Here is a 19,249-nt window from a genome sequence, read left to right as displayed (position 1 = left end):
TTTGTTGAAGGTTAGTTTGTTGAAGGTTGGGAGGTTGAAGGTTGGGAGGTTGAAGGTGAGTTGCTTGAAGGTTAAAGGTTAAAGGTTAGCAGGTTGAAGGTTAGGAGGTTGTTCGCGTAGCGTGGCCAAAGGCCAAGGTTATTTGGTTGAATAATCTTTATCCTGTTCCAAATAATGTTTAAGATTTTTGAGCTGATTTTCGGTGCTTATCAAGGGCTACAATAAATCCCGCTACTGTTAGATTTGGTGTTAGCATTCAGCTATAGCGCGTGTCGCGTATCAGCTTATGGGTTAGGTCCGATGGGTCGAAGCCTGTGCCACGCTACTGTTCCCACCTCAAGCAGCGTGGCCACAGGCCAAGGGTGCCCGTAGCGCAATCGCTGCTTTTCAATAAAAGAGGTAAGCATTCGTTTAATCTTGAGTTATGGGAAGCTGACGGTTGACAGCTGACGGCTGAATGCTTACGATTTGGTAGTCTACTCAAAAGACCTCTTGCAAAACTCCAAAACTATTGCCGACTCCCGACTCCCGACTCCCGACTCCCGACTCCCGACTCCCGACTCCCTACTCCCTACTCCCTAAAACCTAAAACCTATCATTTGCGCCAAGACAAACGAACAGGCATTTCCGAGCGTGGCATCAATTCTGGGATCTCATTGGTAGCTTTAAACCTTGCCATGCACTTACCATACCAGTTAGCTCCTGGAAAAGCCGTTAAACCATGAGCAAACACACTAATCAACACAGTTACTACCATAGTACTAAACATCACTTCAGTACCCTGAATTCCATCCCCCTCTAAAATTAGTAAACCATACAATATTGAAGCCACTCCCCTCGGTCCAAACCAGCCCAAAAATAAAATAGTATACCAACGCAACTTCATACCAATCACACTAATAGCAACCCCTACCATCCGAGCAATGGTCAGAGTAGCAATGGCGTACAATCCCATCTGCCAACTAACCCCATCCAGAGCAGGAAATACCATCATTGAGCCATAAATCATAAAAATCAGCAGCACCAGCAACTGTCCCTCTGCTTCTCCAAACTCATACAAACAATCACAAATTGATGGAGCTGTATTCCCTAGGGTCAAGCCAGCACAAAACGCGGCAATAAAACCATTTCCCCCCACTAATTCTGCGATCGCATAAGCGCATAACGAGAGTCCTAATACCGATAAATCTTCAAAACTATGAGTAATCCACTTGCGGCGAACACTCTGTGACACCAACCAACCGCCAATATAGCCAACTGCTACCCCAACGATTGGCCCGAGAATCACTTGCATAGCAGCAAAGCGAAACCAAAAGCTTGCTGTTCCCGTCCCTTCCATTGTTCCAGCTAAGGAAAGGAAAATTAATAGAATCGGTAAACAAATACCATCATTCAAACCACTTTCAACATTGAGGGATTGACGAATACAAATTGGCACACGAGGACTGCTGACCACCGCTTGTCCTAAAGCAGCATCAGTGGGAGCCAGAATTGTTGCCAACCCTGCTGCTTCCCAGAATTCTAAGCTACCTCCAAGCAACAGTACTGCCAAAATTGTTCCTAGGATAATTGTCAGCGGTAGACCAATACCTAACAGACGTACCGGTAAATTGTAGTCTCGACGCAACAGTTTAAGATTAATCCGAGAAGCATCAGTGAACAAAACCAGAATCAACGTAAATTCAGCAATTATCCGAACAAGCTCATGCTCTACCTCCAGATTCAATAAACCCAACAATTGCGGACTCAATAAAACTCCAAATATCACAAAAGCCATCGGTGGCGTAATCACACTTTTCTCAATGCGCCCAGAAATTAAACCAAAGCCGAGGATAAATAGAGCAATAATCGCAAATAGTTCAGTGTTCATGGAATTTATCTAAATCCTGAGTGTGTCAGTGCTATACCAAAGGGAACAGGGAACAGGGAACAGGGAACAGGGAATAGGAAAAAAATTCTGTGTACCTGATAGTTATGAAAAGTACTGATAGCTGATAGCTGATAGCTGATAGCTGATAGCTGAATGCTGATAGCTGAATGCTGATAGCTGAATGCTGATAGCTGAATGCTGATAGCTGAATGCTGATAGCTGAATGCTGATAGCTGATAGCTGAATGCTGATAGCTGAATGCTTAAGTTACAAAAGTCTGCTTTTGCCACCCAAGCCAATCAGCCAGATCACAACAAACAACCAGTGAATGACTACAGCTGTCCAGATGGAGCCACTTTGAAGATAAGCAATAGTACAAATAATTCCCAAAAGTGTAGCTAGGAATAGAAAAATAGGTTTAAAAAATGTTTCCATTGCCGCCGGATAGAAGGTGATAGCATTCAGTGGATGATAGATAACAAAAATGACTAAACTGACTGTAGACCAAGCGGATAGTGAAATTAAGGAAGGGTTTTCTGAGGGATGAGGTAATAATAAAACCCGGAAAAATATTTCTTCAAGTATTGCTGGGGTAAACAGAGCAGTTATCATAATCTTTCCCACTAAATACCAAGAGGTTTTGACATTAACAGCACTTACATCAGTTTTCCTGAATAAAGGAGATAATGGGGGATTATCAATAGTAAGTAAGTTCTGATCTAGTTTTAGAAAGCCGTTCCGGAAACCAATCGGTAAAGCAATTAAACCATAAATCACGATTAAGATAACTACAATTACCCAAGCTTGACCATCAGGAAACGTTAATATCCCAGCCATCAAGCGCTCGGTAACTCTTTCAGCAAATTTGGCTAACATCTCCATACTGACATCTCTAGAACTAGTAACATCCTTATGTTACTAGGTAAGCATTAGCTGAATGCTTACATTCATACTCCTTTAAACCCAAATTCCATTTCTTTCATCGATTCTGCCACAATGATAGTATCAGTTTTAGGAAGTTTGCGAGAAATACCAATTTGATTCAGGACAATGCCGCCAATAATTACAGCACCACCAATATACTGAGCTATTGTTGGTACTTCTGATAGAATCAAGTAAGCTGCTAAAATGCCCGCTACCGGACTAAAGGAACTCGCCAGAGAAACATCGGATGCAGTAGTAGTCTTCAAACCCTTAAACCAACAGAGTTGACCTCCTACTACAATCACAGCCCCATAGAGCAGCATCCATTGCCAGACAAATGGTGATAAAGCATCCATAAAATGACCTACTCCAAATAACTTAATCACCGCAACCAAGAAAATGACCGTACCTGTAGCAGTTCTGAACACGGTAAAGATTCCCAGAGGGATTTGGCGCAGCTTGACTTTACTAATAATGGTAGAAATTGCTAATGCGATCGCTCCTGCTGCTGCCATCAATTCACCGACACCAATCCTAAAGCCTCCACCCATATTAATCATGTTTTCCTGGGGAGGCTGAAGCACAATAGTCAGGATTACACCAATAAATGAAATAATCGCACCAGCTATCACCCAACGATTTACCCGTTCTTTGAGAAGTAAAACCGACAAAGCCAAAGCAAGAGGAGGCTCAATGCGTCCAATCAGCACTACATTATTAACAGCAGTGCGCTCAAGAGCGATAAATATCAGAGATGGTGCCAGTGCTCCTGACAAAACTGCAACACCTAGTAACCCTAACCAATCTGTTCCAGAGAGTTGTCTGAGGGCTCGAAAATTCCACTGTCGTCCATAAATAGCAATCAACGCTAGCAACGCGCAGAGATTGCCAACAAACAACACATTACAGAAGGAAATAGGATTTCTACCATCAATTAAATTATCTGCACCCAGGTCAGTGAGCTTACGAATGACCGAATTCGCTGCTGCAAAAATCAGGATAGCGATCAATAAGTAACCACGCCCTGGAATCCGATTCAACCAATCTGTTGTTTTAGCAATGAAACTTGACATAGACGTTGACAATAGCAAAGTTTCAATGAATCATATCATGTCCAGTGGTGCGCGGTAGTTTTATAGTCGAAGGTTTTTTGGGTAATAGGTAATAGGTAAGCATTCAGCCGTTTGGAAGATCTGAACTACGGTCAAATACTCCAATATTGTCTAAGCCTAAAAATCCCCCTTCAAATACATTGTTGCCGTCGAAATCTTTGCGGTTAACCCACCAAGTAAAGTTCAGCAGAAGTTTTTGAAAGACCCGTTCTAAAAACTGGCGATCGCCTGTGCCATGGAACTGTTTTTCCAGCTTATAAACTTGCCAGGTTGCCCACCCATGCACGGGAGGATTAACATCTGAAAAGTTCCATTCATAGGCGGGAATTTGCCCATTGGGATGCATATACCACTCCCGCGTCATTAAGTCAAGTTGATTCTTAGCAAAATCTGGATCAATCATTGCTAAGGGGATGCAGTGGAATGCCAAATCCCAGGCTGCAAACCAGGGATATTCCCATTTATCGGGCATCGAAATAATATCTGCATTGTTGAGATGATTCCATTGCTGATTCCTGACTTTGAGACGTTCTGGTGGAGGTGGCGGTTGATTGGGGTCACCCTTGAGCCAGGTTTCTACGTTGTAGTAATAATACTGTTTACTCCACAACAGTCCTGCGAAGGCTTGACGCTGAATATTACGCTGATCATCATTAATTCCGGGTGGTGCGATCGCATGGTAAAACTGATCCGCTTCTGAGCGACGGGTGGCAATAATCCGTGAAAACTCACTGCCAAAGGGTTGGGGGATATTGGGAGCATCACTCAGCCACAGCTTAATCACCCGAGTCTCCCCAGCACCAATAGTAAATCGGTAATGAGGAGCCACTTTTGTGCCGACTTTGCTAGGATTGACAGCATTCTTTTGACACTCCCCGCCCTATAAGAGCGGGGATTCTTAGTTCTACGACATGCCTTAAAATTAGTTATCCTGAAATGCCTTACTTAAGCCAAATATTCGTCCAGAAGAACCAAATATTGAGCCTAATTTAACTAACCCCAGTGGGCTTGTCTCCCTAAGCGTTGGGATTGCCCGTTCCCGTGTGCCCCACGGTACGTTATATACTTTAAATTTGTACTTTACTGGTTTTCGGTGTCTGTTAAGACCCATGGGTTTTGGCGAGGTTTTTCGCTCCTCGTGTACTAGTATCGCAAAACGCTCGTTGTTTTTAAATTGGCAGTACCGACTTTTCCTGCCTGTACTAGGCTACATGTTTATTCTATCACACTCTACTTAAAAGCCGTCGAAGGAAGGACGGGGCTTGAAACCCATTTTTTTTGGTCAATCCTGGCAAACTAATCATGGTATCTGGCCCCCAATCCCCAAACCAAGGGTAGCCTGCGATAATCGTTTTATCATCAGGTGCATCTGCTAAAGGGCGGTTGACAATAAATTGGTCAGCCGCCCATACTAATTGCCGGATCCAACTGGGGGTAGTTTTGAGATTGTGGGCAGCATCCCAACGGTTGATTAACTGCTGCTGGTATTGATAATGAGCGTCTAAGGCTGTGTTGCCATCAAGTTCAGGATGTTCTTCAGTGCTGACCACCAGAGTCAGGGATTCCCCAACTTTAAGTTGGGTCTCAAAGGTTGCGACATGGAGATGATCTTCGCGATCGCTTAATCCACGATTACGATTCAAGGGGAGCTTGAGAGCAGCAATCAGCAATCCATGATAACGTCGGGTAACTAGACCAGCTATCGTCCCTGATGCGTAGCCTCCAATTCCATTGGTAACTAGCCATTCCCGTGATTCTCCTGTGGGTAGATTACCGCAAATTTCTCGTCCCAAGTCATTACTCATTAGTCATTGGTCATTGGTACTTGGTAAGTAAGCATTCAGCTATCAGCGTGTCGCGTATCAGCTATCAGCTAGAAGTAAAGGCTTGTGGCCACGCTACGGGAAAAGTTTATGCCCATAGCGTACGCTACTAATGGTGATTTTGAATAAAATAAGCTGACGGCACCTCAAGTGTAAGCATTCAGCTATCAGCGTGTCGCGTATCAGCTTATGGGCTATGGGCAAGCTACGGAACTTTTGAATAAGTGATGCACCAAGGTCTTCGGGGAAAACCCCACTCGCTATTGCATCAAGACAACTGGTAAGCATTCGCTTAATCTCTTTTACGGAAAGCTGTTCGCGCAGCGTGGGCCAAAAGCCCACGGCTGACCGCTGACCGCTGAATGCTTACCCTCAAGTAGCGTGAACCATTCGCGTAGCGTGGCCTTTTGGCCAAGGCTGACCGCTGACCGCTGACCGCTGAATGCTTACCTTGGTAATTTTGGGAATTGTTAAGAGGATATCTCCCAAGTTTTTTGATACTGAATTTTGCCCCCCTAGCCCCCCAACTTTGGGGGGAACAAGAGTCAATTTGCTTCTAAAAGTCCCCCAAAATTGGGGGACCAACGGGGGCTTGGATGTAGCAAATGAGACTTCTCAGACAACCTCTAAGTTAAAATTGGTACTTGGTAAGTACCAATTTTAACTTAGTTTAAGTGAATTTAAATTAGTTTAAATTAATTTAAAGTTATTTGTTCATGGCAACAATTTCCGCAATATCCATAGAGCAAATCATCACAGCAGTGTCCTCAAAACTGACTAAGTTAAGATGATCCGGATTATCTATCAACTGTTGTGCTGCTAAAAAGCCAGCAATTGTCCAGGTTTGAAATTTCCTAGCTTTCTTGCCAATCAGGCGACCATCTTTACCATCATAGTACTCTGGCCAGTTATCCTGAAGCAGGCATTGGGAAGCAATTGTTAATGCTTGACGGGCCAGTTCAGATTTCCCAGTTTTTTGTGCTGCTGCTGCCAATTCCCACAACAAGAAGGGCCAACTCCCCCCATTATGGTAAGACCAAGGAGTATTTTTGGGATCACAACCTGTGATAATTTGCCAATCGCGACCTTCCAAAGCCGGAAAACAAACTTTCATGGGCATTTCTCCCACTAAATCCTGCCACTGTTGCTCGATCAAGTTCATAATGGCTTGGGATTGTTCTTCAGTAGCTAGGGACGTAATAATTGCCATTAAATTACCTTGGGCAAAAAAGCGAAAATCCATCCGTCCTGGTCCAAGGTTACCAACAAAATATCCCCCTGAATCTGGCAACCATTGCATTAGCCAATCAGGAATAGTATCAGCATAGATATTAAACTTATTGATTGCCGATTCACCGAACTCTTCCACATTGTAGCGATAGATTTCCTTGAGGCGGTCTAAATTCAACCAATAGTAATTCCGAATATGATAAGTTAGATGACCCAAGCGCTCCTTGACCACAGGAACATAATCATCCTCTGGCAACAACAACTCACTGGCCGCCTGCAAGGCAGTGTAGAATAGGGCTTGAATATCCAACGGATAGCCATCAACTCCCATGCGTCGGTCAATCATGAAGGCACCATCGGGAACCAACATCGTGGGAAACAGATCAAATCGCTTAGTCAGACACAGATCTAGAACTAATTTGATTCCCCGTTGGAACCTTGTCTGGTGGGCAAGGGCTTGATCACCAGTTGCCTTAACATAAGCCCTTAACACCAGCAGCCACCACAAGCCAGAATCTACTGGAGCAACTCGTGCGATCGCATGTTCCCCAAAATCCGCCCCTAAATACTCCTGTTCCTTCTTATGTATCACTTTAAAGCTAGCTGGCATCAATCCAAGACCCGCCTTAAAGCAATCCATATGCTTTTCACGGCTTTGAAGCCCTAGGGTTTCGATCAGGAAATTGCGCACAATTTCTCCTTTGCCCCTCATCAGCAATGCCATAGCCGACACCGCGAAATCCCGCGTAAAGCACTGGTCATAATTCAGGGCTTCCATATCCGAGTCTTTCGACGCTACTGTGCCCACGGGATGACCTTGATAATCGATAATCGAATCTTCCAGCGCTTGCCAAGCTGCATCGATCAGATTACCTTCGCTTACCATATAAAACTTCTCCTTTAAGTTGTCCATGTGGTTGATGCTAGCTTAACTGCATCATGAATCTTACACAAACCTAGACATTTGGTCTGATGTTCAATTCCTGTTTCATCCTAGGTAGTCGGCTACTTCTAGTCCACAGGCGTTTGATCGATTGCCATCGACAGTGTTCTGTTACCGGGTTCCCAACGCTCTATGTTAATCGCTGCGTTCAAATCCCGGTCTTCAATGTTTCCACAACTGCCACACACATAAACTCGTTCCCTCAACGGCATATCCTGTATGTGGTCACACTTGTGGCATGTTTTTGAACTGGGAAACCACCTGTCTACCAGGGTTAGTTTGAACCCGTGGAATTCTTGCTTGTAGGTCAGCAACTCTGAGAACCGATAGAATCCCAGTAAGGCGATGGCTTCAGCTAACTTGTGATTAGCCAGCATCCCAGACAGGTTCAAGTCCTCAATCTTGATTTCTTGATAGGTCTGCGCTAACCTGGTGGTTTCCTTTTGCAAAAAGTCCTCTCTGATGTTCCCAATGTGTTTGTGTTGCTTCCTCAGTCTTTGATAGTATTTCTGAGCATTCTGACTGGGTTGGGTCTTGGTCTGACCGTTGCCTAACACCTTTTTACGATTGCGCCACTGTAGCAACGATTGCTTGATTTTCGCTTTCTTGATCGATTTGGGCATTTCAATCTTGGTGCGATCGGACAAAGTCGCAAAACACTTAACACCTAGGTCAATTCCGACTTTTTGCTGAGTGTGTTTCATCGCTGGCATTGGGCAAGCATCGACAAAGAACGATACGAACCAGTTATCTGCTTCTCTTGAAATGGTAAATGTTTGGGAAATGCAATCGTAAGGAATAGCCTCCTTTAATCTGAACGTCCCCATTGTTGGGATGTTGATGGTCTTCCCAGCTTTTACCAGCCGTTTTCCGTTTGAATCATCAACGGTAAAACTGCACTGATGGCGTTTCTTCTTGAATGTAGGCATTTGAGCTTTAATCTTTGGGTCACGCCACCAACTAAAGGCTTTAGCTAGATTCCGAAACGCATTTTGGTAAATCCGAGCTGGATACTTATTGCACCAAGCAAAATCAGGATTCTTCTTAGTCACATTGGTGAACACCTTCTTAATTGTGTTCAACCTCTTGGAATCGGAAGCTCTGATGTCTTCAAACTCCCATGATGATTTCATAATTCCCAGTCCGTAGTTATAAACGAACCGAGAGAACCCCGCACATTGAGATAGCCAGTTGGCTTCGGAGTTGTTGACTTTGAGTTCGCGCTTGATTCCAAACATGGGAGTTTCGACCTAAACTTGTACTTCCATTTCTACTTTCGCACAATCGTCGGGACTATCAAGGTTTTTGTTGATTTTTTCTTGAATCGCTTGGAGATACCGACGCAAACCGTACAGCCGACAACAGAAGCAGTGGATGATAGCCATGAGGTCTTCCAGCATCTCCTGCTGGGGACTAAGGAATTCATTGTTGGTCACGATCATCTCGCCATCGGAGTACTTGGCTAACTGAAGAATCAGGTCAAACGCAAACCTACATAATCGGTCTTTGTGAGCGACGATGATGGTAGAGACCTGCCCGGAAAGCATACGGAATAGTAGATTGAGGAATTTCTTACGTTTGAAGTTCATACTCCCACCAATTTCTGGGATGACTTGATCGATTTTGAGACCAGAGGCATTACAGAAGGTATCCATAGCTTTAACTTGGTTTTCCAGGTCTGGTCTTTGAGAAGGAGATGATACCCGGCAGTAAACGACAATAGACCGTTTCATATAATCGGGTAACAACCCTTTCAATTCGTTGATATGTTTCTGGGTGTAAACTCGGTGGTTTCCTAGTGTCCTGTCTGCAACCAATTTTCCCGATGCATCCCATCGTTGAAGGGTTCTAACCGAGACACCAGCGATTTTGGCAAATTGGTGAGGTCTGTAATGCATAATACTAGACAAGTATGTAGAAGTTTGTCTAGTATTGTCAATAATTTAACGACTAAATCTCAACTCCTTTGACAACATCCTCAAGTACTTGGGTCAGATATCGAAAGACACAGAAATTCGGGGACTTTGGATCAAGGAACTTGGGTTAAAGGAACAGGGAATAGGTCAGAATAATTGACGCAAGCAATATCATAAAAATACTAATGGTGCAAGGTCTAACCAAACAACCTTTAACAAAAAAACCTTCAACTTTCAACCAAACAACCTTCAACCTTCAACCTTCAACCTTGGCCTATTGGCCACGCTACGCGAACAACCCTATTGACTCTAGTCATTCAAGACCGGCTCCAGCAACATTGCCGTACCCACAGGAAAGGGATAGGATATATTTTCGGTCAGAGCAGACACTCGATAAAGCATCGCTCCCCCTTCTCGATTTTGTTCTACCCCATCCATCACAATGCGCAGCACATTGCCTGGTTTAACAGGTTCATTCAAGGTAACCGTCAGAGCGGTACCACCTTCAGGACTCTTAGAAACTGCTGTGGTTGCTGCCACTCTCTCACCAAACTGATTAGTAACCGTTGCTTTACGAACACCAGCGAGATTGGTACATTCAATCACAACAGCATTTATTGGAAACACAGCCACACCAACGGTAATAAAATGCCTATCCCCTGCAGCTCCAGCAATTCCAGCGCTGGCAACATAGGGAGCATTCGGCACAAAACCGGCTTGAGCCTGAGCCACTGGTACCAGACTAGGAATGGCCATAGGCAGCACAGATGCGGCGAATGCTAGGGCTGAAACTGCTCCGAAAACTTGTTTTTTCATCACTCAATCGTCTTGGGATACCAGACTTAAAGAACGTTGAGTTGATTTTAAAGAAGACCTATCGAAATTGTCTGCCTGAAAAAATCGGGAATTTGACCTAGATTGGAGTGGGCCATCTGCTGGTCAGAGTCGTAAAAAATTGGAAAAAATTGCTTGATTGCACGGAAATTTTGGCAATTCTATGTCAAAGTAAAGCTAGTGTTTGGTGTGTTGGCTTTCAACCTAGTCAATGATGGCAGACGAAGCCCTAGCTGTTTTGGACACAATTTTGCCCGATTACTCCTTCAGTAACCTTCAAGAGACCGTCTTCTGTGAAGTTTGGGAAGGGAAGACTTACGCTGAGATTGCGGAAAGCTGCGGGTATGAGCATAGTTACATTAGAGATGTAGGATTCAAACTTTGGCAACGTCTCTCTGTGGCTCTCAAACAAAAAGTTACCAAAAGTAATGTCCGCTCAGTTTTGAGGCGGTACTCCCGAGCTCAGCTATCCTCTCTAGGGATTTATAGCTATCACGACAGGATCAAAACCAGCTTCGGGAATTCCCTATACCCTGCTCTGGTACCAGAGCTAGACTTTCCCAGTGGTCCGGTACCACTAAACTCCAATTTATACATCGAACGTCCTCCTATTGAAGCACTCACCTACGCAGAAGTTAGGAAACCAGGTAGCCTGATTCATATTAAAGGCCCCAGACAGAAAGGAAAGACTTCCCTAGTGCGAAGGATTGTAGCTTATGCTAAAAAACAGGGCTTTCGTACTGTTACTTTAAGTTTACACCGAGCTGATTCCCAAGTTTTCACCAACCTAGATAAGTTCTTACGTTGGTTTTGTGCCAACGTCAGTCGGCAATTGGGTTTATCCCTCCAACTCGATCACTATTGGGATTCTGAGATTGGCTCTAAGGTCAGTTGCACCACTTACTTTGAAGACTATTTGCTAGAGCAAGTCGATAGGCCAATCGTTATTGCTTTAGATGAAGTCAATCAAATTTTTGAGTATCCAGAACTTTCTAGGGATTTTCTGTCTTTGCTACGCTCTTGGTATGAGGATGCTAGGGAACTGGAAATTTGGCAAAACGTAAGATGGGTGATAGCTCATGCTACAGATGTATATGTGCCACTAAAACTTAATCAGTCTCCCTTTAATGTTGGCCTAGCCATTAAACTCCCAGAATTTACCAATGAGCAAGTGCTAGAGTTAGCCCAGCGTCATGGTTTGGATTGGGCAAAAGGTGACGAAGCTGTGAAACGTCTTGATCCTTTAGTGACTATGGTAGGTCGTTGTCCTAGTTTAATTCGTCTTGCCCTGTATCATCTCACCAAACAGGATGTTAGCTTAGAACAATTACTAGAGGAAGCCCCAACTCAAACTGGAATTTATAGTAACTATTTGCGTTACTATCTAGCCGCTTTGTTACCCCATCCTGACCTAGTCGCTGCCTTTAAGGAAGTAGTCATGGCGACAGAAAGTGTGGAATTAGAAGCGCTCACTGCCTATAAATTGGAAAGCTTGGGTTTGATCAAAATTCGCGGGAATCGAGCCACAGCTAGTTGCGAACTATATCGTCTATTTTTTAGAAATCAATTTCTCAATGGAATCAGAGTTAGTGGTAATTAGTGATTAGTTATGGTAAGCATTAAGCTATCAGCTATCAGCTATCAGCTATCAGCCATTAGCCTTTATTTTGTTTCTACTCTAAAGCCTACCCTAGCCACCAATCTACCAATAGATACATTTAGTGGAGGTAAGCGGACTCGAACCGCTGACATCCTGCTTGCAAAGCAGGCGCTCTACCAACTGAGCTATACCCCCAGGTAAATACAACTTAAGCTAAATCAAGCTTAGTTTATCAATCGCACTTTTGTTATTATACAACATCCAAGTGGAAAGTCAAGCAAGATAGCCAAAAAATTTTCCCATAGCACGATTTATCTGGCATGATTGTCAGGGGGGTAATGGCTAAAACCCTGATCCAATCAAGATTTTAGATTTAGCGATCGCGTAGCGTGGGCGTAGCGCAATCGCAATCGAGCATTTCTGCCATCCATTCAGATCAAAGCACCATTTACAACTGTCAGTTCAGGTAATCAGGTCATAGAGTAATCGGGTGATGGGCTATCACCAGTGACCGCAACAGTAAACCACAACAGTAATCTGACCATAGCAGGTTAGTGCGGGGTCTTACCATACGCCAATATAGTAAATAGTGAGGCACTTTACGACTCAGGACTCAAAACTCAGCACTCTTTTCACCCCTTAACCGGATCATGACCCAGGTAGTTGCAACATTTTACAAATTTGTCAGATTGCCAGACTTTGCCGATAAACGACCCTCCTTACTAGCCCATTGTCAAGCTCAAGGCATCACAGGAACGATTCTCCTCGCAGCAGAAGGCATAAATAGCACAATCGCAGGCTCCCGTCAAGCCATTGATTCAGTCCTAGCCTTTCTCCGTTCCGATCCCCGTCTGGCCGACCTAGAGCATAAAGAATCCTACACTGACTCCCCCCCATTCAACCGCCTCAAAGTCCGGTTAAAGAAAGAAATTGTCACCATCGGTTTGCCAGAGGTTGACCCCAATCAGAAGGTAGGTACTTATGTTAATCCCCAAGACTGGAATGCTCTAATTTCAGATCCAGACGTAGTCCTGATTGACACTCGCAATACCTATGAAGTAAATATCGGAACCTTCAAAGGTGCCCAAAATCCCCATACTGACTCATTCCGACAATTCCCTGATTATGTTCGCCACCACCTCGATTCCACCAAAGACAAAAAAGTAGCCCTGTTTTGTACAGGGGGTATTCGCTGTGAAAAAGCCTCATCCTTTATGTTGAGTCAGGGTTTTAAACAGGTCTATCATCTCAAAGGTGGCATTCTCAAGTATTTAGAACAAGTCCCAGAAGACGAAAGTTTATGGGAGGGGGAGTGCTTTGTCTTCGATCAACGGATTGCTCTCAAGCACAGCTTGGAAGCTGGAACCCACCATATGTGCTACGGTTGTGGAAATCCAATTTCCCAAGCTGATCTCAATTCCCCTAAATATATCAAAGGTATTTGTTGCCCTCACTGTTTTGATGATCTCATCAAGGAAGCTTAAGCATCAGCGGTCAGCGGTCAGCGGTCAGCGGTCAGCTGAAGTAACTAAGATTAAACCAATGCTTACCTGTTTGATTAAAAAGCACCTCAACTAGCCTGCGCCTAGCGCATTAGCTGATACGCGACACGCTGATAACTGATAACTGATAGCTGATACGCGACACGCTGATAGCTTCTTACCAAAAATTTTGGGTTTAAAGCCCCGTCCTTATAGGACGGCTTTTCTTTAAACTTTATCTTGACAATTTGTGATAGGTGTGCTATAAGAAAAATATAAACAATAAAGTAGAAGACTAGATAGATACTATCTAACAATAAGTAGACAACGTAAAAAATATGTATCAGATACATATTGCGTAATTTGGTCTAACGACTTAAACGTCTATGAAAAATTTAGATAAAAAAAGTACCTATCTATCTAATATAAAAAAAAGGTACGGTGGGGTTAGAAGTTACCGTAAGAAGAGTGGAGCCTTTAAGGTTAGTCGGCTATGCATAAAAGGGTTAAAACTTTATGATTAAGGCTCCACTCTTCTAAGGTTTCGTCTCCGGCACACCGGAACCTGGATATGAAATGATCTAAACGCTCGGGGAGATTTGTCCTCTACTGTTCCTGGTTACGACCTGGCCCACGCAAGACGAGTCGTTGATCCAAGAATCCCCGTTCTTACAGGACGGGGAGTGTCAATTCTTTAGTGCTAGGGTCAATCCATCAGCAATTGGTACCAAACTAAGGTTTACCCGTTGGTCTTGATAGAGCTTTTGATTAAATGCTCGAATTGCCTTAGTTATGTTATCGACTACCTCAGGATCCGCTACTCGCCCCGACCATAAAACATTATCCACAGCAATTAGTCCACCATTACGCACCAGTTTCAGTGCCTGCTCGTAATAGTTTTCGTAGTTCCGTTTATCGGCATCAATGAAGGCAAAATCAAATGTACCTGCCTGTCCCTCTTTCAGCAACCTATCCAGAGTGTCCAGTGCTGGCGCAATTCGCAGGTCAATTTTGTCAGCTACTCCAGCTTGTTGCCAGTAGCGACGTGCGATCGCAGTATACTCCTCACTGATATCACAAGCAACCACCAGGCCCTCTGGTGGCAAAGCTAAGGCTACAGCTAAAGCACTATAGCCTGTAAATACCCCCACCTCTAGAGTTTTCTTGGCTCCCATCAACTGCACGAGTAAGGCCATAAACTGCCCCTGTTCAGGAGCTATTTGCATCCTAGCCATAGAATGCTGTGCTGTTTCCAGCCTAAGCTGGGTCAAAACTTCTGGCTCTCTTACAGAAACACATTTCAAGTAGTCGTAAAGCTGGTTGTCTAGTCCAAAGGTTTGATTCGCCATTGATATATAGTTTGCTAAAAGCTATGATTTTCCGGGTGTTGCTCAAGCTAAGCAATCATACTATTCATTGTTTATTATTCGTAAGCACTCAGCCGTCAGCTGTCAGCCGTCAGCTTATTTTATTCAAAAGCATCAATCACTGTGCCCACAGGCTTTTGGCTAATAGCTGATACGCGACACGCTGATGCCTGAATGCTTACTATTATTCATCCATCCATTTTGCTGTGGTTATTGCTTGCTATTGCCTATTGGTGGGATGATTTGTCCAGTCCAACTTCCCCTAGCCATAGGGAAACTAAATCCTTATCCTGGAGAGAGCAAGTGCTCAATTAAGGGCTAAGGGCAAAAAGCAAGACATGGGACGTATATTTATTTCAGCAGGTCACGGTGGCATGGAACGTGGTGGTCGTGACCCAGGGGCGATTGCCGGTGGGACAACGGAAGCCGAAGAAATGATTCGGCTGCGAGATCTGGTGGTGCCAGAATTGCGATCGCGTCGGTTTGAAGTATTATCTGTTCCTGATGAATTGAGTTTAAAGCAGACAATTCAATGGATTAATGACCGTGCTCGTTTTGGTGATGTAGCGTTAGAGATTCATGCTGACGCCTTTTCCAATCCTAACATCCGAGGTGCCTCTGCCTTCTACATTTTCAATAACACTGAGCGCAAGAAGCATGCTGAACTAATGCTGCGCTATTTGATCACACGCCTTCCTGAACTGCCGAATCGAGGAGCAAAGCCTGATACGGACTCAGGTGTTGGCCGTCTTGCCTTTTGCCGTGATGTTATCCTTCCCTCCCTACTGCTCGAAGTTGGCTTTTTGACTAATCCCCAAGACCGTGCTCTGCTCCAGAATCGACGTCGTGACATGGCCAGAGGCATAGCTGATGGACTTGCCCAATGGAGTAGTTTGATTTCTGGTGAACAACCACCCGATGAATTCAATCCCGTTTATCCCATCATTGATATTAAAATCAATAATCAGACTTACGATGATCGAGGTGTTCTAATCAATAGCAATTCTTACATTCCCATTGACCTAGCCGATCGCCTAGGAGTGGATTTGACCACCGCCGAGAATGTCCGTCGTGTGCAATATCGGGGAGTCGTTTATGTTAAGGCCATTGAACTAAGGGATTATGACATCTTTGTCGGTTGGGATACTGCCACCCGCACTGTGATTTTGCGCTCAATTTCCCAGAAAATCTGTCCAGGTCTGATTGACCGGATCATGGGTCATGGTAGCACCTCCGAAGTCCAGTTACAGATATTTCTTAAAAACAATAATCAGAACGCCCTGACTGAGTTTCCTGACCTACCTAGGCTCTATCGAGAAGAAGCCTCCGTAGAGGGAGTCAACTATGACATTGCCTTTTCCCAAGCTTGTGTAGAAACTAACTTCCTACGCTTTAGCGATCGCCTTAGACCTGAGCAGAATAATTTTGGTGGTTTGGGAGCAGTGACTAGTGATGAAGAAGCGACTTTTCCTAGCGCTAGAATTGGAGTACGTGCCCATATCCAACACTTGAAAGCCTACGCCAGTCAGGAACCCCTAGTCCAACCCTTGGTCGATCCCCGGTTTCGCTTCGTTACCCGAGGGATTGCTCCCTTAGTTGGGCAGCTCAGTGGACGCTGGTCAGCTGATTTAGATTACGGTAAGCGAATTATCGCCGTTGTCAGGCGTTTATATGAAGCATCTAACTTGGTTTAATCCCGATTCCCGATTACCGATTCCCGATTCCCGATTCCCTGCCCGTAGCGCTATAACTGCTAAGCTGTCTTGAAAAACCGAATAATTTCTCGGACATTATCCAGAAATTGACTATCTGTAGTTAATTGTGCGATCGCATTTTCAGAATCCCGAGCTAAACGTTGGTGTTCCGCATTGTTATTAGCTTCCAGTTGTGCCATGGATGCTTCAAGTTGGGCTAAGCCTTTACGAGTCTCTTCCCAGTAACGCTGATGGGTTGCCACCCAAGAGTAAGGTTCTTGTGGGTCTAGTTGCTCTTGTAGACCTTTGACACTTCTTTCGAGAGCTTCAAAACGATTCTGTAGTTCCATTACATCTCGGCGAGGATAGGTAAACTCTTGCCGGATCATCCTTAATCGAGCTGCTAAATACTGGTAAAAACGTACCGCTGGACGCAAAGCAGTTAAAAGCAAAGCTGCTCCCGAACTGACGTAGCCCACAGCACTAATCCCAGTAGCAGCAAGCATGTAAAGACCCACAGCAGATAACACGTGAAGGGCGATTGCTACGGTTAGCGATCGCTTAGCTATCATTTTCACATAGTCTAATTGCTTCGGGTCAACCGCAATCTCATTTTCCCTGGAAGCCGACCCCTCTGCTAAAACTTCCCTAGCTTCCAAGTGGACATTCCATGGCACTGTCACAATCACCAACAGCCACCAAAAGCTAGCCACACCAATCACCCAATCCAGGAAATGACCAGTACTGATGTGCAACCATTGCAACAGCCCAAATACCAATAGGGTTAGAATTCCTAACCCAGTCCCTACACCAGCAATATTAAATAACATTCTAGCGACCTCCGACGGATTTTCAGCCTTGATCCCATCATGCTTAGAGATAACCCTCAGGCTCGAAAACCTTGTGATAGTTTCGCCAGCTTCACACTGATATTAGTGTCCTTAGCTACTTTTGCTCAAATTTTATTAATCAAAAATAAAACTTAAACCATTAGAACCAGAAACATTTAATCTGAAAGTTAATCATTATAGCTTGAAGCAGTTGTCTTAAAATTGACAAATCCTAAAAGCTCAGTACAGATGCTGAAATACACAGGTAAGTAGTGTCAATAACCCCAACCTACTGCGTTGTTCGCGTAGCGTGGCCTACGGCCAGGTTGGGGCTTGGAGAGACAACTAACTCTCCCAGGTTTGACTAGGTCATCGAGCCTCATTCTGGTACGCACGTACGGATACTTCCCCAGTCCGTACCACTGTAAGACTGTGTTGTCAGTCGCTTGCTGAAAGGACATCTTGAATGAGGTGACCGAAGGGACGGGTAACCCCCAAACACTTTACTCGTGAGGATTATCTCCATGTTACGAGTCCCAGTAATTTCACCAAATGGACAACCCTTAATGCCGACAAAAGCCTCTAGAGCGAGACGTTGGGTTAAAGAAGGTAAAGCCATCATCTACCCTAACGCCCTCGACATCTTTGCGATTCAACTAGTAGCTGAACCATCAGGGGAGGAAACTCAGTCGATTGCTGTGGGGATTGACCCCGGCAAAATGTTCACTGGCTTGGCTGTCCAGTCAGCCCAAGCCACCCTCTGGACGGGTCATCTGGTACTACCCTATCCCAAGGTCAGAGACCGGATCGATACCCGAGGCATGATGCGGCGAACTCGCCGTAGCCGTCGGATTAACCACAAAATTCCCTACGACCAACGCGCTCACAGACAGAAGCGCTTTGAGAATCGGCTAGCCAAAAAGCTTCCCCCATCCATCAAAGCCAACCGTGATTTAGAGTTTCGTGTGGTCAGTGAGTTATTCGAGCTTTATCCCATTAGCCAGATCGTCTATGAAGTGGTCAAAGCCAAAGGGACAAAAGCTTTCTCTCCAGTGATGGTGGGGCAATACCAATCCATCCAACGCCTTGAGGCAACATTCACGGTCCCCGTCACCCAAAAGATGGGATGGGAGACCTCAATGGCACGAAAAGGGTTGGGGTTAACCAAAGACAAGACCGATAAGAGTCGTCAGACGGCTGAGACTCACGCCAACGACGGTATAGCCTTGGCATCCTTCCCCTTCCGAAAGGTCAAGACCCAGTACTACCGCAACGGTAAAGTCGTGACCCCCACCGTGGCTGTGGTCACCCTTGCACCTTTCGCCGTGGTTTCCCGACCGCCAATTAGCCGTCGTCAACTCCACCTACTCCAATTTTCCAAGGGCGGTAAACGCCGAAAGTACGGAGGAACCACCACTCGCCACGGTTTCCGTAAAGGCGACTACGTGGAAGCTGTAAAAGCGGGTCAGACCTACCGAGGGTGGATCAGTGGCGATACGGCAACACAAGTTTCAGTGAGCAATAGCAACTGGAAAAGAATCGGACAATTCTCAGCCCGGAAAGTCCGATTACTCAAACGCTCCACGGGCTTACTTGTCAACTACTAAAAGGAGGCGCGAAAATTC

16 protein-coding genes, 1 tRNA gene and 2 pseudogenes are annotated in these 19,249 nt (G+C 44.8%); 4 read left to right on the top strand and 15 right to left on the bottom strand.

The window, feature by feature from the left end; all coding sequences use genetic code 11:
• Nucleotides 1-284 precede the first annotated feature (284 nt).
• The 12 genes and pseudogenes from F6K38_RS06085 to F6K38_RS06030 all read right to left on the bottom strand — a co-directional run bounded on the left by F6K38_RS06085 (nt 285) and on the right by F6K38_RS06030 (nt 10,634).
• On the bottom strand, nt 285-407 hold the full coding sequence (locus F6K38_RS06085; protein WP_287252835.1) for a hypothetical protein: 123 nt from the start codon (nt 405-407) through the stop codon (nt 285-287).
• Nucleotides 408-595: 188 nt separating this feature from the next.
• Nucleotides 596-1,870: a cation:proton antiporter gene (locus F6K38_RS06080; protein WP_008187121.1), complete on the bottom strand. Its 1,275-nt coding sequence runs from the start codon at nt 1,868-1,870 to the stop codon at nt 596-598.
• A gap of 5 nt (nt 1,871-1,875) precedes the next feature.
• On the bottom strand, nt 1,876-2,160 hold the full coding sequence (locus tag F6K38_RS06075; RefSeq protein WP_287356283.1) for a hypothetical protein: 285 nt from the start codon (nt 2,158-2,160) through the stop codon (nt 1,876-1,878).
• The gene (locus tag F6K38_RS06070; protein WP_165691843.1) at nt 2,138-2,746 is read right to left on the bottom strand and encodes a CPBP family glutamic-type intramembrane protease; all 609 of its coding nucleotides are present in this window, start codon (nt 2,744-2,746) and stop codon (nt 2,138-2,140) included. The genes F6K38_RS06075 and F6K38_RS06070 overlap by 23 nt, the downstream gene beginning before the upstream one ends.
• A 71-nt stretch (nt 2,747-2,817) precedes the next feature.
• Entirely contained in the window at nt 2,818-3,867 is a 1,050-nt protein-coding gene (locus F6K38_RS06065) for a DMT family transporter (protein ID WP_008187127.1), read from the bottom strand.
• Between the two features lie 106 nt (nt 3,868-3,973).
• Nucleotides 3,974-4,774 (bottom strand): annotated as a pseudogene (locus F6K38_RS06060) (MGH1-like glycoside hydrolase domain-containing protein); the annotation flags it as partial.
• Nucleotides 4,775-5,165: 391 nt separating this feature from the next.
• Nucleotides 5,166-5,711: pseudogene (locus tag F6K38_RS06055) on the bottom strand (glycogen debranching enzyme N-terminal domain-containing protein); the annotation flags it as partial.
• Between the two features lie 390 nt (nt 5,712-6,101).
• Complete coding sequence (locus F6K38_RS06050; RefSeq protein ID WP_154659862.1) at nt 6,102-6,278, bottom strand: hypothetical protein; 177 nt, start codon at nt 6,276-6,278, stop codon at nt 6,102-6,104.
• Nucleotides 6,279-6,435: 157 nt separating this feature from the next.
• Nucleotides 6,436-7,845: a glycoside hydrolase 100 family protein gene (locus tag F6K38_RS06045; protein ID WP_193374711.1), complete on the bottom strand. Its 1,410-nt coding sequence runs from the start codon at nt 7,843-7,845 to the stop codon at nt 6,436-6,438.
• Nucleotides 7,846-7,970: 125 nt separating this feature from the next.
• Nucleotides 7,971-9,140, bottom strand: coding sequence for an RNA-guided endonuclease InsQ/TnpB family protein (locus F6K38_RS06040; RefSeq protein WP_008187137.1), 1,170 nt, complete (start codon nt 9,138-9,140; stop codon nt 7,971-7,973).
• Nucleotides 9,141-9,152: 12 nt separating this feature from the next.
• The gene (locus F6K38_RS06035) at nt 9,153-9,800 is read right to left on the bottom strand and encodes an IS607 family transposase (protein WP_008187139.1); all 648 of its coding nucleotides are present in this window, start codon (nt 9,798-9,800) and stop codon (nt 9,153-9,155) included.
• Nucleotides 9,801-10,127: 327 nt separating this feature from the next.
• Nucleotides 10,128-10,634 (bottom strand): hypothetical protein, encoded by a 507-nt coding sequence (locus F6K38_RS06030; protein WP_287257081.1) that lies wholly within the window; start codon nt 10,632-10,634, stop codon nt 10,128-10,130.
• A 229-nt stretch (nt 10,635-10,863) separates the two neighbouring features.
• On the opposite strand from F6K38_RS06030, the gene F6K38_RS06025 reads away from it, so the two are divergent.
• Nucleotides 10,864-12,252, top strand: a complete 1,389-nt coding sequence (locus F6K38_RS06025; RefSeq protein ID WP_287356281.1) for an AAA-like domain-containing protein — start codon at nt 10,864-10,866, stop codon at nt 12,250-12,252.
• 122 nt (nt 12,253-12,374) lie between these two features.
• Here F6K38_RS06025 and F6K38_RS06020 read toward each other — a convergent pair.
• Nucleotides 12,375-12,447 (bottom strand) — tRNA-Ala (locus F6K38_RS06020).
• A 455-nt stretch (nt 12,448-12,902) separates the two neighbouring features.
• Here F6K38_RS06020 and trhO point away from each other — a divergent pair.
• Nucleotides 12,903-13,736, top strand: coding sequence for an oxygen-dependent tRNA uridine(34) hydroxylase TrhO (gene trhO, locus F6K38_RS06015; RefSeq protein ID WP_287310652.1), 834 nt, complete (start codon nt 12,903-12,905; stop codon nt 13,734-13,736).
• Between the two features lie 683 nt (nt 13,737-14,419).
• Here the strand turns inward: trhO and F6K38_RS06010 are convergent.
• Nucleotides 14,420-15,082 (bottom strand): class I SAM-dependent methyltransferase, encoded by a 663-nt coding sequence (locus F6K38_RS06010; RefSeq protein WP_008187144.1) that lies wholly within the window; start codon nt 15,080-15,082, stop codon nt 14,420-14,422.
• A gap of 356 nt (nt 15,083-15,438) precedes the next feature.
• Here F6K38_RS06010 and tftA point away from each other — a divergent pair, with 356 nt between their 5' ends.
• The gene (gene tftA, locus F6K38_RS06005) at nt 15,439-16,794 is read left to right on the top strand and encodes a hormogonium tapered terminus morphoprotein TftA (protein ID WP_008187147.1); all 1,356 of its coding nucleotides are present in this window, start codon (nt 15,439-15,441) and stop codon (nt 16,792-16,794) included.
• Nucleotides 16,795-16,853: 59 nt separating this feature from the next.
• Here the strand turns inward: tftA and F6K38_RS06000 are convergent, their stop codons facing one another.
• Complete coding sequence (locus tag F6K38_RS06000; protein ID WP_008187150.1) at nt 16,854-17,624, bottom strand: hypothetical protein; 771 nt, start codon at nt 17,622-17,624, stop codon at nt 16,854-16,856.
• A 524-nt stretch (nt 17,625-18,148) separates the two neighbouring features.
• On the opposite strand from F6K38_RS06000, the gene F6K38_RS05995 reads away from it, so the two are divergent.
• On the top strand, nt 18,149-19,231 hold the full coding sequence (locus F6K38_RS05995) for an RRXRR domain-containing protein (protein ID WP_008187154.1): 1,083 nt from the start codon (nt 18,149-18,151) through the stop codon (nt 19,229-19,231).
• The last annotated feature ends 18 nt before the right edge of the window (nt 19,232-19,249 follow it).

It is taken from the genome of Moorena sp. SIO3B2 (assembly GCF_010692525.1).
Taxonomy (GTDB): domain Bacteria; phylum Cyanobacteriota; class Cyanobacteriia; order Cyanobacteriales; family Coleofasciculaceae; genus Moorena; species Moorena producens.
Note: the sequence above shows the minus strand (reverse complement) of the source record. Positions and strands in the feature narration are given on the sequence as shown.

Excerpts from the sequence above, each read along its gene's own strand:
- F6K38_RS06085 (WP_287252835.1), bottom strand. The coding sequence starts at position 407 with ATGCTTACCTCTTTTATTGAAAAGCAGCGATTGCGCTACGGGCACCCT.
- F6K38_RS06080 (WP_008187121.1), bottom strand. The coding sequence starts at position 1,870 with ATGAACACTGAACTATTTGCGATTATTGCTCTATTTATCCTCGGCTTT.
- F6K38_RS06070 (WP_165691843.1), bottom strand. The coding sequence starts at position 2,746 with ATGTTAGCCAAATTTGCTGAAAGAGTTACCGAGCGCTTGATGGCTGGG.
- F6K38_RS06065 (WP_008187127.1), bottom strand. The coding sequence starts at position 3,867 with ATGTCAAGTTTCATTGCTAAAACAACAGATTGGTTGAATCGGATTCCA.
- F6K38_RS06045 (WP_193374711.1), bottom strand. The coding sequence starts at position 7,845 with ATGGTAAGCGAAGGTAATCTGATCGATGCAGCTTGGCAAGCGCTGGAA.
- F6K38_RS06040 (WP_008187137.1), bottom strand. The coding sequence starts at position 9,140 with ATGTTTGGAATCAAGCGCGAACTCAAAGTCAACAACTCCGAAGCCAAC.
- F6K38_RS06035 (WP_008187139.1), bottom strand. The coding sequence starts at position 9,800 with ATGCATTACAGACCTCACCAATTTGCCAAAATCGCTGGTGTCTCGGTT.
- F6K38_RS06030 (WP_287257081.1), bottom strand. The coding sequence starts at position 10,634 with ATGAAAAAACAAGTTTTCGGAGCAGTTTCAGCCCTAGCATTCGCCGCA.
- F6K38_RS06025 (WP_287356281.1), top strand. The coding sequence starts at position 10,864 with ATGATGGCAGACGAAGCCCTAGCTGTTTTGGACACAATTTTGCCCGAT.
- trhO (WP_287310652.1), top strand. The coding sequence starts at position 12,903 with ATGACCCAGGTAGTTGCAACATTTTACAAATTTGTCAGATTGCCAGAC.
- F6K38_RS06010 (WP_008187144.1), bottom strand. The coding sequence starts at position 15,082 with ATGGCGAATCAAACCTTTGGACTAGACAACCAGCTTTACGACTACTTG.
- tftA (WP_008187147.1), top strand. The coding sequence starts at position 15,439 with ATGGGACGTATATTTATTTCAGCAGGTCACGGTGGCATGGAACGTGGT.
- F6K38_RS06000 (WP_008187150.1), bottom strand. The coding sequence starts at position 17,624 with ATGTTATTTAATATTGCTGGTGTAGGGACTGGGTTAGGAATTCTAACC.
- F6K38_RS05995 (WP_008187154.1), top strand. The coding sequence starts at position 18,149 with ATGTTACGAGTCCCAGTAATTTCACCAAATGGACAACCCTTAATGCCG.